Here is a 15,833-nt window from a genome sequence, read left to right on the forward strand (position 1 = left end):
AATGTTTTTTATTGCAAAGCAATTCCTTTTTATCTACACATCATCATAATCTATCGTCAATTTAGAAGAAGTTGGATGTGCTTGGCAGGTTAAGGTTAAACCTTCTTCTATTTCCTCATCGGTTAGAATTTGATTTTTGGCCATTTCTGCGCTGCCTTCTTTTATGCGCGCAATGCAACTGGAGCAAATACCGCCTTGGCACGAATAAGGCGCGTCTATATCTTGGTCTAAAACGGCATCTAAAACACTGGATTTTTGATCCATTTCAAATTCAAATTCTTCGTCATCTACCAAAACTTTAATTTTGGTCTTTCCCTCAAGACTAGCTTCTACTTCGCCTTCTTCGGTAGAGGTAAACAACTCAAAATGGATGGCTTCTTTAGGGATGTCTTTTTCTTGTAAAACTTCAGAAACCAAATCTATCATTGCCTCGGGACCGCAAAGGTAAAATGCTTCAAAGCGGTGACCTTTAAATTTATTTTTAAGCACATAGTTTATCGTGCTGCGTTCAATTCTTCCAAAAAAAGAATCTTTATCTTTTGCTTGGCTGTAAACAAACTCTACAAAAAACCTGTCGGGATATTTTGCTTGCAGCGCTAATAATTCTTTAAAGTAAATGGTTTCCTCGGGAGATTTATTTCCGTAAACCAAAACAAATTTGCTGTGTTCTTCTTGCGAAAGTGCGGTTTTTATGATAGACATTACGGGCGTAATTCCGCTACCGGCAGCAAAAGCCGCATAATTGGCTTGTGATTCTGGTGCGTGCGTAGCTTCAAACGTAAATTTGCCTTCCGGCGGAAAAACTTCCAGCACGTCTCCTACTTGCAATTGGTTATTTACAAACGAAGAAAACTTTCCGCCAATAACTTCTTTAACGCTTACTTTTAATTCGCTGCTATCTGGAGTAGAGCAAATAGAATATGACCGTCTTATTTCTTTGCCATCAAACTTATGTTTAAAAGTAAGATATTGGCCGGCGGTAAATTGAAAAATAGACTTTAAATCTTGTGGCACTTCAAAAACGAGGCTTACAGCTTTTGGGGTTTCGCGGATAATCTCTTTAACCCGTAACGAATGAAAGTTTTTCACGTTGTCTTCTTTTTCTACAAAAATACAAAGATGATTTAGCTTAACGTAAAATCTTACTTGAAAAATTTATACCTAATATTCTTAGGTATAAAAAAATAATTATATTTGTTTTATTATTTGACGGCTAATTATGAGTAACTCAAAACTATACAAAGGCAGTTTAACGACTATTATCTTAAAACTATTAGACGATGGCGGCAAAATGTATGGTTACGAAATTACGCAAAAAGTAAAAAAAATTACCCAAGGAGAACTGCAAATTACCGAAGGTGCTTTATATCCGGCTTTGCACAAATTAGAAGCCGACGGCTTGCTGGAGGTTGAGGTTAAAAAAGTAGATAACCGCTTGCGCAAATATTATAAACTCACCCAAACCGGCAAGAAAGAAGCAAGTTTAAAACTAGCCGAACTCGAAAAATTTATGCATACCATGCAAAGCATGCTTTTTCCCAAACCTAAATTCTCTTAAAAATGGTGTTGGATAAACAAAAAATAAAATTTATAGATAATTATCTAACCAAATCTGGTGTAGATTTTTTAGACATCCGTATGGAAATGCTCGATCACGTGGCCAGCGCGGTAGAGGAAAAAATGCAAAAAGAAAACCTAGATTTCTATGACGCCTTTAAAAGTTATATGCTTAAGAATAAAAACGAACTTTTAAAAACCAGCGGAAAATACCGTTGGAGTCTCGATAAAAAGTTGCTGCTTTTGATTGGTAAAAACCTGTTTTTGGCTAAAAGTTTATTGTTGTTATTTGCTTTGGGAGCAATCAAGTATTTTAGTACGGTACAAAATATTTCTTGGTTGTATTCTGTTTTGGTGCTTTCGCCTTTGTTTTATTTGGGCGTTCCGGCTGTAATTTATCGTAAATTTAAATTCTCTTTTACACAGCGTTTGGGCTTGTTTTCTGTAATTGTTAATTACTTTACTTATTTTATTTTTATAGATTCTTTGGGCGGAGAAACTACTAACTTTTATGTACTTCTAGCAATATTTTGGATTAATATAAGCATTGCCTTTACGGCTTATAAAACCATAAAAACATATTACAAGCAAGCTGCTTTGGCATGAAAAAATTAAATAAGCAACAAATAGAGCGTTTATATAATTTTACCGATGCGCATTTTGTAGAATACCAAGAAGTGCAAAACGAGTTGGTAGATCATTTAGCAAACGCCATTGAAGCCCAATGGGAAATAAACCCTAACAAAGATTTTGAAACTGCCTTACAAGAAGAATTTAAAAAATTTGGTGTTTACGGATTTTTAGAAGTGGTAGAAGCTAGACAAAAAACTATAGAAAAACGCTATTATAAAATTATTTTGCGCGAGATAAAAGCATTTTTAAACCTACCAAGAATAGTAGTATTAGTTGGTTTATTTTTACTTAGTTTTAGGCAGTTAACTAAATGGCAATACGGTAGCTATATCTTGGTTTGCACTTTGGTATCGCTGATAGTTCTTAGTTTTATAAAAATTTTTAAATCCCGAAAAAGACAAAAGCTGCTTGCCAAGCAACAAAACCGTAAACCTTATTTGTTAGAAAATTTAATAGCCCAAGCCGGGCATCTTGCCATTTTTGCAAACTTACCGGTGCAAATTTTCGTTTTTTTACCAGATAGTTTATTGGGTAATTTTTGGTTTGGCTTGGTCTATAGCTTAGTATTTACTGCATTTTGTTTGTTGTTATACGCTGCGCTGGTTTTGCTTCCGCGGAAGCGGGAAAAGCTATTAAAAGAAACTTACCCCGAGTGGAAATTTTACGAATAGTATTTTTTTATTTGCAATTCTGTAAATAATAAAAAATAATAAACGTTTTTTATTACTTTTATCGCAAAATTGAAATCAATATATGTTTAGCCGTTTTTTAAACTTTGAGTGGAAACAATTTTCGCGTTCGGCGCATTTTCAAAAAGGTATTGCTATTAAAATATTACTGGCTTTTGCAGCCTTATATTTTATAGTTTCATTTTTGGCCCTGGGCGTTTTCTCTTATTTTATGCTAGAAGAAATGCAGCCGGAAAAAGATCCGTTGGTGGTAGTAAATAATTACCTTGTTTTCTGGTTTTTGATAGATTTGGCCATTCGGTTTTTTATGCACCAACTCCCGGTTATGAATATTAAACCTTATATGCTTATTCCCATAAGGCGTAAAACCGTAATTCATTACCTACTTGCCAAAACTACTATTTCGTTTTTTACCTTTTTACCGTTGTTTTTCTTTGTGCCTTTTAGCATTGTTTTGCTAGTGCAGGGCTATACGCCCATAAATGTGATAGCTTGGTTTTTGGCCATGTTGTTTTTTAGTCTTTCGCTAAACTTCCTTAATTTTTTAATCAATAAAAACAATGCGGTTTTTTATGCCTTACTTGGGGTGATAGCAATTTTTTTCGGTCTAAAATATTTTGAGATTTACGATATAACCCAAGATGCCGGCCTATTTTTTAATAAGTTTTATAGTATTTGGTATGCCTTTAGCATTCCGCTGTTGTTGCTTGTTCTTTTATACAGAAGGAATTTTAGATTTATGCGAAAAAGTTTTTATCTAGATGATGCAATCCGTAAAGAAACCAAAGAAGCAACTGCCACAGAATTAAGTTTTCTAAACCGTTTTGGCAAATTGGCGCCGTTTTTAAAAAATGATGTTAAACTTATTGTCCGCAATGCGCGTCCAAAACAAGTATTGCTTATGTCTTTTCTGTTTTTATTTTACGGCCTCATATTTTATACCCAAGATACTTATAAAGATATGCCGGTGTTTTTAGCTTTTGCCTCCATTTTTGTAACCGGCGGTTTTTTACTAACCTTTGGGCAATTGGTGCCTTCTTGGGATAGCGAATATTACAAATTATTAATGAGTCAGAACATTCCGTACAGGCAATATTTAGAATCTAAATGGTTGCTAATGGTAGTTGCGGTGGTAGTTTCGTTTATTTTGAGCACGCCTTATCTTTATTTTGGTTGGAAAATTTACGGAATGATTGCCGCCGGCGCTTTGTTTAATATAGGTTTAAATTCGTTTATCACCCTTTTTGGCGGCGCGTTAAACCGCGTACCGGTAGAATTGAATGTAAAATCGAAAGCTTTTGGCAACACCCAAGGTTTTAATCCAACGCAGATGCTTATAGCTTTGCCCAAAATGCTTGGGCCAATGCTTATTTTTTACATTCCATACAAATTTATAAATTTTGAAGCCGGTCTGCTTGCTTTAGCGCTTAGCGGCCTGTTGGGACTTGTTTTTAAAGCATTTTTCCTCTCTAAAATAGAAGGTGTTTATCAAAAAGGAAAGTACAAAACTATTGCAGCATTTGACGAAAAAAAATAATATGATTAAAGTAGAACAACTAAGTAAAAAATACAACCAAACCGAAGTTTTACACATAGAAGAACTGGAAATTCCCAAAGGCCAAAGTTTTGGTTTGGTAGGAAATAACGGGGCCGGAAAAACCACCTTTTTTAGTTTGCTTTTAGACTTGATTCAACCCAGCGCCGGCCACATCATCAGTAAAGATATCCGCATAGACAAAAGCGAAGATTGGAAACCTTTTACTTCTGCCTTTATAGACGAATCTTTTTTGATTGGCTATCTTACCGCAGAAGAATATTTTTATTTTATTGGCGAATTGCGCAACCAAAGCAAAGCAGATGTAGATGCGCTGTTAGAAAGCTTTACGGATTTTTTCCACGGCGAAATTCTTCAGCAAAAAAAATATTTACGCGACCTTTCTAAAGGAAACCAGAAAAAAGCCGGAATTGTAGCTGCTTTTATCGGTAATCCGGAAGTGGTAATCCTAGACGAACCTTTTGCCAATTTAGATCCAACTACGCAAATTCGCTTAAAGCAAATTATCAGAGATTTGGCAAAAACCAAAGGCGTAACCGTCTTGGTTTCCAGCCATGATTTAAGCCACGTAACAGAAGTTTGCGAACGCATTGTTTTGTTAGATAAAGGCAAAGTGGTAAAAGATATGATGACCAACGAGGTAACTTTGCAGGAGTTGGAAACTTATTTCGCAAAATAAAAAGTTTTTATTTTACAAGGGACTTCAGTCCCTTGATTATTACTGTTATTTACCAACACCGAAAGAGCGGGATACAAAAAAAGTAATCAGGCTTTTATAGCGTTTTGAGTTTTCTTGAAATACCTCAAGTTAAACTTCGGTAAGTAGATAATTACAAATAGAATCTATAGAATATTCAAAAAATAGACGCATCTTTAGCCGATTTCTTAAAAGAAGCGTATTTTTACGCCCTATCATACTAAAATAGACAATATACAGTTATTCTAAATACATGAATTGGAAAAACTATAACCCATATCTGCCCCTTAAAATACTTTGCGTTGTTTTTGCCGTGGTTAGCCTTGCTGCTTGTTCTAGAAAGAAAAACAAGTGGGTAAACCGCAATTTTCACGCTATGGGCGCTTATTACAATACCATTTATAATGGCCAAATGGCTTTAGAGCAAGGTAAAGAAGAATTGGCGCAAAATTACCGCGATAATTATTGGGAAGTTTTACCAATAGAAAGAATGCAGGTAGAAGAAGAAGTTACCAAACCCGGGGAGTCTAAAAATCCAAATTTTGAGCGCGCCGAAGAAAAAGCCAATAAAGCTATTCAGAAACATAATATGAATATTCAAGGGCGAGAGTATAATCCGCAAATGGATAAAGCTTTTATTCTTTTAGGAAAAGCACGGTATTACGATCAGCGTTTCGTGCCGGCTTTAGATGCTTTTAATTATGTGTTGAATAATTATCGCCAAAGCGACCAATTGGTTGAGGCTAGCGTCTGGCGCGAAAAAACCAATATGCGTTTGGGCAATAACGAGTTGGCTTTAGAAAACCTACACGAATTACTAAAATCTGGTGTAGAAGTAGAAGAGGAGGTAATGGCAGAAACTTACGCTACTTTGGCGCAAGCTTACCTAAACTTAGAAGAGCAGCAAAATGCTATAAAACCATTAAATTTGGCTATAGCAAGCGAGAATTCTGACGAAAAAAGAGCGCGTTACCTATTTATAAAAGGACAACTTTACGAGCGTTTAGAAAAAATAGATAGTGCCAATGTAGCTTTTGATGAGGTTATTGAATTAAACCGTAAAGGTCCGCGCGTTTATATGATTAATGCTTACCTCGAAAAAGCAAAAAATTACGACCTAAGCAAAAAAGATAAAATTGCTTTAGAAACCCATTTGCACGAATTGGCAGAAGATCGCGAAAACCGACCGTTTTTAGATCGTGTTTATCATAGAATGGCAGAATTTTATAAAACCATAGACTCTATTGATGCTGCTGTAAGTTTTTATAATCAATCTCTGCGAACCAATACACCAGACAGGGTTTTAAAATCTAAAGATTACCTGCGTTTAGGAAATATCTATTTTGATAAAGCAGAATATAAAGATGCGGGCGCTTATTACGACAGCACTTTAACCAACTTGGCCGAAAACACCAGAAAGTACCGCGATATAAAAAAGAAACGCGAAAACCTGGTAGACGTTATCAAATATGAAGAAATTGCCCAAGAAACCGATAGTGTTTTAAACTTGGTAGCAATGAGTCCGCAAAATCGCAAAGTTTATTTTAAAACCTATGCAGACAGTTTAAAAAAAGTAGCCATAGAAAGCATAAAAGAGGCAGAAAAAGCGGGTAAAACATCTACGGCCGGCAAACCGGCAGATTTTGGTAAATTAAGTGCTTCGGGGCAAACAAGTCGTGAAAATGCCGGGCAGTTTTACTTTTATAACACCTCTAGGGCGGCGCGCGGGGAGTTACAATTTTTTAGAACTTGGGGCGATATAGATTTGGCAGATAATTGGCGCTACAAAGCTTCTACAAGCGGCGGGGGCAAACCAAAAGAAATAGACGAAACTGCATTGCAAATTGCAGAGTTAGACCTTGAACCGCAATACCAAGCGCAAACCTATATAGATAAAATTCCGCAGAAAAAAGAAGTTATAGACAGCATTAAAACAGATCGTAATTTTGCCTATTACCAATTGGGCGTTATCTATAAAGAGAAATTTCAAGAATATCCGTTGGCTACCGATAAATTCGAAAAACTTTTACAGCAAAATCCCGAAGAACGTTTAGTTTTACCTTCCAAATATAATTTATATAAAATCTACGAAGTTACCGGCAACACACAAAAAGCAGCAATCTGGAAACAAGATATTTTAACCAATCATCCAGATTCGCGTTATGCTAAGGTGTTAAGAAATCCGGGTGCATTAAAAGACGACAAAAACAGTCCGGAGGCTATTTATAAAAATCTTTACAAAGCCTATAAAAAGGAGAAATACCAATATGTAATCAGCGAAAGCGAAAAGCAAATAGAGCGTTTTACGGGTACAGATATTGTTCCCAAATTCGAACTTTTAAAAGCTACGGCAAAAGGCAGGTTGTATGGTTTTGAAGCCTATAAAAAAGGTTTGAACTATGTAGCCTTAACCTATCCGCAAAGCGAAGAAGGAAAACGTGCCGAAGAGATAATACAAAAATCGTTACCGGCTTTAAAAAATAAAACCTTTACCAAGTCGAAACCTGGTCAAACAGATTCCTATAAATTGGTTTTTCCTTTTGCCAAAGATAATAAGGAAGAACTAGTCGACTTGCAAGCGCAGATCGATCAAGCAATAGTAGATTTAGGACTTACCGGTATAAAAACATCTATAGATAATTATACACCAGAAAAAAACTTTTTGGTTATACACGGGCTCAAAAGTCAGATGGGCGCAGAAGGTTTTGGCGAGCGGCTTTTAGAAGATAAAAAAATAAAAACTGCGCGAGAGAATTTTGGTATTTCTGTCGTTAATTATCAAACCCTGCAGGTTCATAAAAATTTAGAAGAATACTTAGCGTTTAAATCACAAGAATAATATGTTTTCAGAAAAAAAAGCAAAAAAAACCTTTACGGAAGGAGTAAACGAACAAAATAAAATATCACAAGGCACTATTATAAAAGGCGATATAGAAGCTAAAGGCGGCTTTCGTATTGAAGGAAAATTAATAGGCACCTTAAAAACCTCCGGTAAAGTGGTGGTAGGAAAGACAGGATTTCTTGAAGGAGAGCTAATCTGCGAAAATGCCGATTTTGAAGGTAAATTTGACGGTACCCTGCAAGTTAACGCTTTACTTTCTTTAAAAGCCTCTGCACAAATAGAAGGTGAAGTTAATGTAGGTAAATTAGCAATAGAACCCGGCGCAGATTTTAACGCAACCTGTGTAATGAAAGGAAATGTGAAGAATCTAAAGCATGAACAAGCAAAAGAAGGAAAACAAAAAAAACAAGCTTAATAAACCGGTAAAAAATTGGACAGTATTTACCAGTATTGCGATACAGATGGCAGTAGCCATTGCCGGTGGCGTTTTTTTAGGTATTTGGTTAGACGAAAAGTTTCCTAATAAATATGCTGCTTTTACTATAATATTTTCGTTATTAGGCGTTTTTGTTGGCTTATACCAAGTTTATAGTAATTTAAAGAATTTCTCCTAAACCCTTAATACCCTTACTTTTGTTAAAAAAATTTCTTATTTATCTGTTACCTTTTAGTATTCTATTATACGTATTACATTGGGTGGCTATGTATTTTGTTGGGGCTAATTTATTTTATCCTTTATACTTAATATATCTATTTTTGGGCTTAATAAGCTTAGGTATGTATGCCTTGCTACTTTGGATTTCTAAAAACTTTCCGGATAAAACAGGTTATGCGTTTATGGCAATGGGTTTGTTTAAAATGTTTTTGGCCGTACTTTTCTTACTTCCTTTATTGTTAGACCAAGAGCGGGTTCCGCACCTTTTACTTAATATTGCTAACTTTTTTATTCCCTATTTTTTATACCTCATTTTAGAAACCTTTTTTGCAGTAAAGCTACTTCGCGCTAAATAGTTGATATACATTGAACTATTTCTCGTATACAACAAAAAATATTTTTTTTATTTAGGGTTTTTAGATATGCATTAAAAGACTATCTTTGCACCGAATTTTTGAAGAGCGTAAATTAAGTCGAGCAAATATGAGGACAACCTACCTATCGTTTAAACTTTTAGTGGTTTTAACCCTGGGTTTATTCGTGCATCCTTTTACTTCTTTTGCACAAGAAGATGATTTGGAGTCAGGAGAAGCATTTAATGCTACCGAAATGATTATGCATCACATTAGCGATGCGCATAGTTGGCATTTCTTTGGTAGCGGTGAAGATGCAGCAGTACTGCCACTTCCTGTTATTTTATATACAGACGATGGTCTCGTAAACTTTATGTCTAGTGAGTTTCATCACGATGTAGAAGCAAAGCATGTAGTAGAAAAAGATGGTAAGCGCTTTGTAAATTATCACGAAAAAATTTATCAGTTAAACGAAGGCGAAGAAACCGTAGAGTTTAACGCAGAACATTATCCTGCCAACGCAGAACGTCCCTTAGATTTATCTATTACCAAAAACGTAGCCGCTATGTTTTTAACGGTAATAGTAATGTTGGTTTTCTTTTTTAGCTTGGCAAAACACCACAAAAAGAACGAGAAAGCGCCACGAGGGCTTAACAATGCCTTAGAAAGCTTAGTGCTTTTCGTACGAGACGATATTGCTATACCGCAAATTGGGGAAAAGAAGTACATGAAATTTATGCCATTTTTACTAACGGTGTTTTTCTTTATTTGGATTACAAATTTATTAGGCTTGCTTCCCGGAGCGGCAAACGTAACCGGTAATATATCTGTAACCGTTTCTTTAGGAATGTTTACGCTTATATTAATTGTAGTAAACGGAAACCGAGATTACTGGAAGCATATCTTTTGGATGCCGGGCATTCCCACTTTTGTAAAACCCATTTTGGCAGTTGTAGAAGTTTTGGGCTTAATTATAAAGCCGGTAGCTTTAATGATTCGTTTGTTTGCCAACATAACTGCGGGTCATATTATTATCTTGAGTTTGTTGGGCTTAATATTTATTTTAGAACACGTAGGAGTAGCGGGAATTTCAGTTCCTTTTGCTTTCTTTATAATGATATTGGAGTTACTGGTAGCGTTTCTTCAAGCATTTATTTTTACTATGCTATCAGCGCTGTTCATAGGTATGGCAGTGCAAGAACATGAACATCATTAATTTTTAATTTTTAATTTTTTTTACTATGGAATTATTATATGTAGGATTGGCAGCTTTAGGAGCTGGTTTAGCAGTTGTTGGAGCGGCAATTGGTGTTGGTAAAATTGGCGGGTCTGCGATGGAAGCTATCGCACGTCAACCAGAAGCATCAGGTAAAATCCAAACAGCAATGATTATTGCAGCAGCACTTGTTGAGGGTGTGGCACTTTTTGGTGTAGTAGCAGCTTTATTAGGTGTGTTACGTTAGAAATTAGAAAATGAACCCTACTTTGTAACGGTTGGTTGCAAAGAGGGTTCTTTTAAAAATTAAGGAATAAACCGTTAAGGATTATGGATTTAATAAAACCGGAAATAGGATTATTTGTTTGGCAAACCGTAGTGTTGCTAATATTGTTGTTCGTGTTGGCAAAATTTGCTTGGCGGCCAATTTTAGGCTCAATCCGTAAGCGGGAAGAGTCTATAAACGAAGCTTTAGACTCTGCTAAAAAGGCACGTTTGGAGATGGAAAATCTTCAGGCAGATAACGAAAAGTTGTTACAAGAAGCCAGAGAAGAGCGTGACGCTATCTTAAAAGAAGCGCGTCAAATTAAAGAAAAAATGATTGGCGATGCATCGGATGAAGCAGATAAGAAAGCTAACGCTATTATAGAAAAAGCCCAAGAAAGCATTCGTACAGAAAAGAAAGCTGCTTTGGCCGAAATTAAAGCGCAGGTTGCCAACCTTTCTATAGAAATTGCAGAGAAAGTTGTGAAAAAAGAATTGGACAACAAGCAAAAACAAATGGAGTTGGTAGATAATATGCTTAACGACGTTAAGTTAAACTAGTATAAAACAGTAGCATGGCAAATTTAAGAGCAGCCCAACGTTATGCAAAAGCATTGCTGGATTTATCGCAAGAAAATAAAAATTCTCACGCGATAGCAACAGATGTAAAAAAAGTTGCGGCTACATTAAAAGCCAGCCGGGAACTTCGCAGTATTTTAAGAAGTCCGGTGGTAAAACCTTCGGTAAAACGTAAATCTTTAAAAGCTATTTTTAAAGACGTAGATAAAAGTGTAAGCAGTCTATTTGATATTCTTATAGACAACGGGCGTATAGCTATTCTAGATAAAGTTGCACAAAGTTTTATGCAACAATACAACCGGGTAAACAATATTAAAGTTGCCAAAGTTACTACCGCAGAAGCCTTGACGCCAGAGATGGAAGAAAAGCTTTTAAGCAAAGTAAAAGACCTTACCGGAAGTAAAGTTACGATGGAAAAAAGGGTAGACCCAGAGATTTTGGGCGGATTTGTATTGCGTATAGACGATACCCAATACGATGCCAGTGTGGCTGGAAAACTCTATAAACTCCGTAAACAATTTACGGAAAATGCAGAAATTAAACTTTAAAAACAACGGGCAAGCAAACTGCCCACTATAATAAATAATTATGGCAGAAGTAAATCCTGCTGAAGTTTCAGCAATTTTAAAACAACAATTATCGGGCTTTGAAGCAGATGCCAGTCTAAACGAAGTTGGTACGGTATTAAGCGTAGGAGATGGTATTGCAAGTGTATACGGTCTTTCTAATGCAGAGTATGGCGAACTGGTAGAGTTTGATTCTGGTTTGCAAGGCATGGTGCTTAACCTCGAAGAAGACAATGTTGGGGTAGTACTTTTAGGCCCATCAAAAGAAATTAAAGAAGGAGATACCGTAAAACGTACACAAAAAATTGCCGCAATTAATGTAGGCGAAGGTATTGTTGGCCGTGTTGTAGACACCTTAGGAAAACCCATAGATGGTAAAGGACCAATTTCTGGCGAAACCATTTCTATGCCATTAGAGCGTAAAGCTCCTGGAGTAATCTACAGAGAACCGGTTGCAGAACCTTTGCAAACAGGAATTAAATCTATAGATGCTTTGGTACCTGTAGGAAGAGGACAACGTGAGTTGGTAATTGGTGACCGTCAAACCGGTAAAACAACCGTTTGTATTGACACCATCCTTAACCAAAAAGAATTTTACGATAGAGGCGAGCCTGTTTACTGTATTTATGTAGCCATTGGTCAAAAAGCTTCTACCGTTGCCGGAATTGCAAAAACATTAGAAGATAAAGGTGCTTTAGATTATACCACTATTGTGGCTGCCAACGCTTCAGATCCTGCTCCAATGCAGGTTTATGCTCCTTTTGCAGGTGCTGCAATTGGCGAGTATTTTAGAGATACAGGAAGACCAGCTTTAATTATTTATGACGATTTATCCAAACAAGCGGTAGCTTACCGTGAAGTTTCTTTATTATTACGTCGTCCACCGGGGCGTGAAGCATATCCCGGAGACGTTTTCTATTTGCACTCGCGTTTGCTAGAGCGTTCTGCTAAAGTAATTAACGACGATAGTATTGCAAAAGAAATGAACGACTTACCAGAGGCGTTAAAAGAAAAAGTAAAAGGTGGTGGCTCGTTAACCGCGCTACCAATTATCGAAACACAGGCGGGAGACGTTTCGGCGTATATTCCTACCAACGTGATTTCTATTACAGACGGACAGATTTTCTTAACTTCAGATTTATTTAACTCTGGTGTACGTCCCGCTATTAATGTTGGTATTTCGGTATCGCGTGTTGGTGGTTCTGCCCAAATTAAATCGATGAAGAAAGTTGCCGGTACTTTAAAATTAGACCAGGCACAATTCCGCGAATTAGAAGCTTTTGCTAAGTTTGGTTCAGATTTAGATGCTGCAACTTTGAGCACTATTGAAAAAGGTAAACGTAACGTAGAAATACTTAAGCAAGCGCAAAACGATCCGTACCCGGTAGAATATCAAATTGCAATTGTTTATGCAGGATCTAAAAACTTGTTACGCGATGTACCGGTAAATGAAGTAAAAGAGTTTGAAACAGAGTATCTAGAATTTTTAGATGCAAAACACAGAGATACTTTAGATACCTTGAAAGCCGGAAAATTAACTGATGATGCTTTGGATGTTTTAACAAATGCAGCCAAAGATATCTCGGCAAAGTATAAGAAATAAGTAAAATTTTAAATGCTGAATAAAGGGTGACGGGCTTAAACAAATGATTTTAAGTCCGCGCTCTTAACTCATAACTATTAATATGGCAAATTTAAAAGAATTACGTAGTAGAATTACCTCGGTTTCCTCGACCATGCAGATTACCAGCGCCATGAAAATGGTATCTGCTGCCAAATTGAGCAAAGCCCAGGATGCTATTACTGCCATGCGGCCGTATGCCGAAAAACTTACCGAGTTGCTACAAAGCCTTAGTGCCAGTATGGAAGAAGGCGCAGAAAGTAAATATGCAGACCAACGCCCGGTAGAAAAGGTTTTGGTGGTAACTATCTCTTCCAATCGTGGTTTGGCCGGTGCTTTTAACACCAATATTATAAAAGGAGTTAAAAGTTTATCTAAGCAAAAGGCATACACCAATAAAGGATTGGAGTTGTTTACCATAGGTAAAAAAGCCGATGATATTTTAAAGAAAGATTTTGAGATTTATCAAAATAACAATGCCATTTTTGATAATTTAGAATTTGACGCTGTCGCGGAAATTGCCGAACAACTCATGAAAGAGTTTGTAGAAGGCAATTTTGACAAAGTTTTATTGGTTTACAACAGCTTTAAAAACGCAGCAACCCAAATTGTAAAAACCGAACAATTCTTACCAATCGTTCCGCAAGAAACAGAAGAGGAAGAAAAAGAAAACATAAATTTAGATTATGTTTTTGAGCCGAAAAAAGAGGAAATCATAAAAGATTTAATTCCAAAATCTTTAAAAATTCAGCTTTTTAAAGCCTTGCGTGACTCTTTTGCTTCAGAGCACGGCGCACGTATGACAGCGATGCATAAAGCAACAGACAACGCAACAGAGTTACGAGACGATTTAAAACTATCGTACAACAAAGCACGTCAAGCATCCATCACCAATGAAATCTTAGAAATTGTTGGCGGAGCGGAAGCGTTGAACAATTAGCGAGCGAAAGGAGCAAATGTTCAAAATGCGGAAGCGTCAATTAGCGATTGAAGAGCAAATTTTATAAAAAATACCAACCTCGTAGGTTTTCAAAACCTGCGAGGTTTTTTATTTTTACGATAATTTTTCACTACATTTTCAACTCTTTTTAAGCAAATTATTGAATAGCCCAACGGAATTCAATACTTTTAAACTTTCTTAAAAAGAATTTTCTTGAGCGTATTCAAAAAACTTTTCAAACAAACCTTTATCTATGGTTTAGCAACGGTTTTACCCCGTATGTTAAGCTTTTTGCTAATGCCGCTCTATACCGCGGTACTGCCTACCGGAGAGTACGGAGAGATCTCGGTTATCTTTGCATATTTTGTGCTTTTCAATGTTATTTTGGCCTACGGAATGGAAACCGCCTTTTTTCGGTTTTTCAATAAGAAAGAAAACCAGCAAACGGTTTTAAATACTTCCGGCTGGTCTTTATTCTTTTCTTCCGGTGTTTTTTTGGTGCTGGCTTTATTGCTGCAAAATCAGGTGAGTATTTTAATAGACATTCCGCTAAAGTACATCAAACTCGCCATTTGGATTCTGTTTCTAGACGCTTTGGTAATCATTCCCTTTGCGTGGTTACGGGCGCGAGAAAGACCTATGCGCTATGCAATAATCAAGATTTTTAATGTAGCTGTAAACCTGGGTCTTAATGTTTTTTTCCTGCTCTATTTGGAAGATCTTAGTCAAAACAACACTTTCTTTAACAGTATTTATAAACCGGATTTTAAAATAAGCTATGTATTTATTTCCAACTTGATTGCCAGCGGACTTACTTTGTTATTGATGCTGCCTTTCTATTTTAGGTTAGAACTACGTTTTAACACTAAACTTTGGAAACAAATGTTGTCTTATGCCTATCCAATTCTAATTGCCGGCATTGCCTTTTCGGTAAACGAAGTAGCAGACCGTATTTTTCTAAATTATTTTCTTCCCGAAGCTATTGCAAAAGAAAAAATAGGAGCATATTCTGCTTGTTATAAACTGGCTGTTTTTATGACATTATTCGCTACGGCCTTTAGGTTAGGAATAGAACCTTTTTTCTTTAGTCACGCCACGGCTAAGAACGCTAAAAAAAACTACGCCAGTATAACTAAATACTTTACCATTTTCGGCTCGGTTATTTTGCTGGTAATTGTGGTGTTTATAGACTTGTTTAAAGTTGTGCTTATTCAAGACGAAACCTATTGGGAGGCTATGCATATTGTGCCCTTAATCATTTTGGCCAATCTCTTTTTAGGGATTTATCACAACCTTTCTGTATGGTATAAAATTACAGACAAAACCAAAATAGGCGGTTATATTTCTATAGCTGGCGCGGCATTAACTATTATTTTAAATGTTGCTTTTATTCCGCTTATTGGTTATATAGCTTCTGCCATTGCTACTTTATCGGCCTATTTTTTAATGATGTTGCTATCGTATGTCTTAGGAAAAAAATATTATCCTATTCCGTACAGTACAAAAAGTATACTGAGTTATTTAGGACTTGCAATTGGGTTTTCGGCTTTATCTTTTTATGTTTTCCGAGAAAATTATGGCATTGGTGTCTTGTTTTTACTTATATTTCTTGTCATTATTTATTTTTCCGAAAAGAACGAAATCAAAAAAATATTGCAATCTTAAT

Annotated in this window: 17 protein-coding genes; 16 read left to right on the top strand and 1 reads right to left on the bottom strand. The window is 36.2% G+C overall.

Annotated features, from left to right (window positions below; translation table 11 throughout):
- Positions 1 to 33: 33 nt before the first annotated feature.
- A complete protein-coding gene (locus tag FKR84_RS02015; RefSeq protein ID WP_141420511.1) occupies positions 34 to 1,089 on the bottom strand; it encodes a ferredoxin--NADP reductase in 1,056 nt (351 codons plus the stop codon).
- Positions 1,090 to 1,219: 130 nt separating this feature from the next.
- On the opposite strand from FKR84_RS02015, the gene FKR84_RS02020 reads away from it, so the two are divergent.
- The 16 genes from FKR84_RS02020 to FKR84_RS02095 all read left to right on the top strand — a co-directional run bounded on the left by FKR84_RS02020 (position 1,220) and on the right by FKR84_RS02095 (position 15,832).
- Entirely contained in the window at positions 1,220 to 1,558 is a 339-nt protein-coding gene (locus FKR84_RS02020) for a PadR family transcriptional regulator (protein WP_141420512.1), read from the top strand.
- A 2-nt stretch (positions 1,559 to 1,560) separates the two neighbouring features.
- Positions 1,561 to 2,163 (top strand): hypothetical protein, encoded by a 603-nt coding sequence (locus FKR84_RS02025; protein ID WP_233357634.1) that lies wholly within the window; start codon positions 1,561 to 1,563, stop codon positions 2,161 to 2,163.
- Positions 2,160 to 2,861, top strand: a complete 702-nt coding sequence (locus FKR84_RS02030; RefSeq protein ID WP_141420514.1) for a hypothetical protein — start codon at positions 2,160 to 2,162, stop codon at positions 2,859 to 2,861. Before FKR84_RS02025 ends, FKR84_RS02030 begins: the two co-directional genes overlap by 4 nt.
- Positions 2,862 to 2,943: 82 nt before the next feature.
- Positions 2,944 to 4,416 (top strand): DUF5687 family protein, encoded by a 1,473-nt coding sequence (locus FKR84_RS02035; RefSeq protein WP_141420515.1) that lies wholly within the window; start codon positions 2,944 to 2,946, stop codon positions 4,414 to 4,416.
- Between the two features lies 1 nt (position 4,417).
- Positions 4,418 to 5,113: an ABC transporter ATP-binding protein gene (locus tag FKR84_RS02040; RefSeq protein ID WP_141420516.1), complete on the top strand. Its 696-nt coding sequence runs from the start codon at positions 4,418 to 4,420 to the stop codon at positions 5,111 to 5,113.
- Positions 5,114 to 5,384: 271 nt separating this feature from the next.
- The gene (gene porW / locus FKR84_RS02045; RefSeq protein WP_233357635.1) at positions 5,385 to 7,970 is read left to right on the top strand and encodes a type IX secretion system periplasmic lipoprotein PorW/SprE; all 2,586 of its coding nucleotides are present in this window, start codon (positions 5,385 to 5,387) and stop codon (positions 7,968 to 7,970) included.
- 1 nt (position 7,971) lies between these two features.
- Complete coding sequence (locus FKR84_RS02050) at positions 7,972 to 8,388, top strand: bactofilin family protein (RefSeq protein WP_141420517.1); 417 nt, start codon at positions 7,972 to 7,974, stop codon at positions 8,386 to 8,388.
- Positions 8,348 to 8,587, top strand: coding sequence for an AtpZ/AtpI family protein (locus FKR84_RS02055; RefSeq protein ID WP_141420518.1), 240 nt, complete (start codon positions 8,348 to 8,350; stop codon positions 8,585 to 8,587). Before FKR84_RS02050 ends, FKR84_RS02055 begins: the two co-directional genes overlap by 41 nt.
- A gap of 142 nt (positions 8,588 to 8,729) precedes the next feature.
- Entirely contained in the window at positions 8,730 to 8,984 is a 255-nt protein-coding gene (locus FKR84_RS02060; protein WP_233357636.1) for a hypothetical protein, read from the top strand.
- Between the two features lie 127 nt (positions 8,985 to 9,111).
- Complete coding sequence (gene atpB, locus FKR84_RS02065) at positions 9,112 to 10,197, top strand: F0F1 ATP synthase subunit A (protein WP_141420520.1); 1,086 nt, start codon at positions 9,112 to 9,114, stop codon at positions 10,195 to 10,197.
- Positions 10,198 to 10,222: 25 nt separating this feature from the next.
- Entirely contained in the window at positions 10,223 to 10,444 is a 222-nt protein-coding gene (gene atpE / locus FKR84_RS02070; protein WP_111539905.1) for an ATP synthase F0 subunit C, read from the top strand.
- An 83-nt stretch (positions 10,445 to 10,527) separates the two neighbouring features.
- Positions 10,528 to 11,022: a F0F1 ATP synthase subunit B gene (locus FKR84_RS02075; protein WP_141420521.1), complete on the top strand. Its 495-nt coding sequence runs from the start codon at positions 10,528 to 10,530 to the stop codon at positions 11,020 to 11,022.
- A gap of 14 nt (positions 11,023 to 11,036) precedes the next feature.
- Complete coding sequence (gene atpH / locus FKR84_RS02080; protein ID WP_141420522.1) at positions 11,037 to 11,588, top strand: ATP synthase F1 subunit delta; 552 nt, start codon at positions 11,037 to 11,039, stop codon at positions 11,586 to 11,588.
- Between the two features lie 40 nt (positions 11,589 to 11,628).
- A complete protein-coding gene (gene atpA / locus FKR84_RS02085) occupies positions 11,629 to 13,209 on the top strand; it encodes a F0F1 ATP synthase subunit alpha (RefSeq protein ID WP_141420523.1) in 1,581 nt (526 codons plus the stop codon).
- Between the two features lie 82 nt (positions 13,210 to 13,291).
- Positions 13,292 to 14,167 (top strand): ATP synthase F1 subunit gamma, encoded by an 876-nt coding sequence (gene atpG / locus FKR84_RS02090; RefSeq protein ID WP_141420524.1) that lies wholly within the window; start codon positions 13,292 to 13,294, stop codon positions 14,165 to 14,167.
- A gap of 213 nt (positions 14,168 to 14,380) precedes the next feature.
- On the top strand, positions 14,381 to 15,832 hold the full coding sequence (locus FKR84_RS02095) for an oligosaccharide flippase family protein (protein WP_141420525.1): 1,452 nt from the start codon (positions 14,381 to 14,383) through the stop codon (positions 15,830 to 15,832).
- Position 15,833: the final 1 nt, after the last annotated feature.

The organism is Haloflavibacter putidus (genome assembly GCF_006546625.1).
Taxonomy (GTDB): domain Bacteria; phylum Bacteroidota; class Bacteroidia; order Flavobacteriales; family Flavobacteriaceae; genus Mesonia; species Mesonia putida.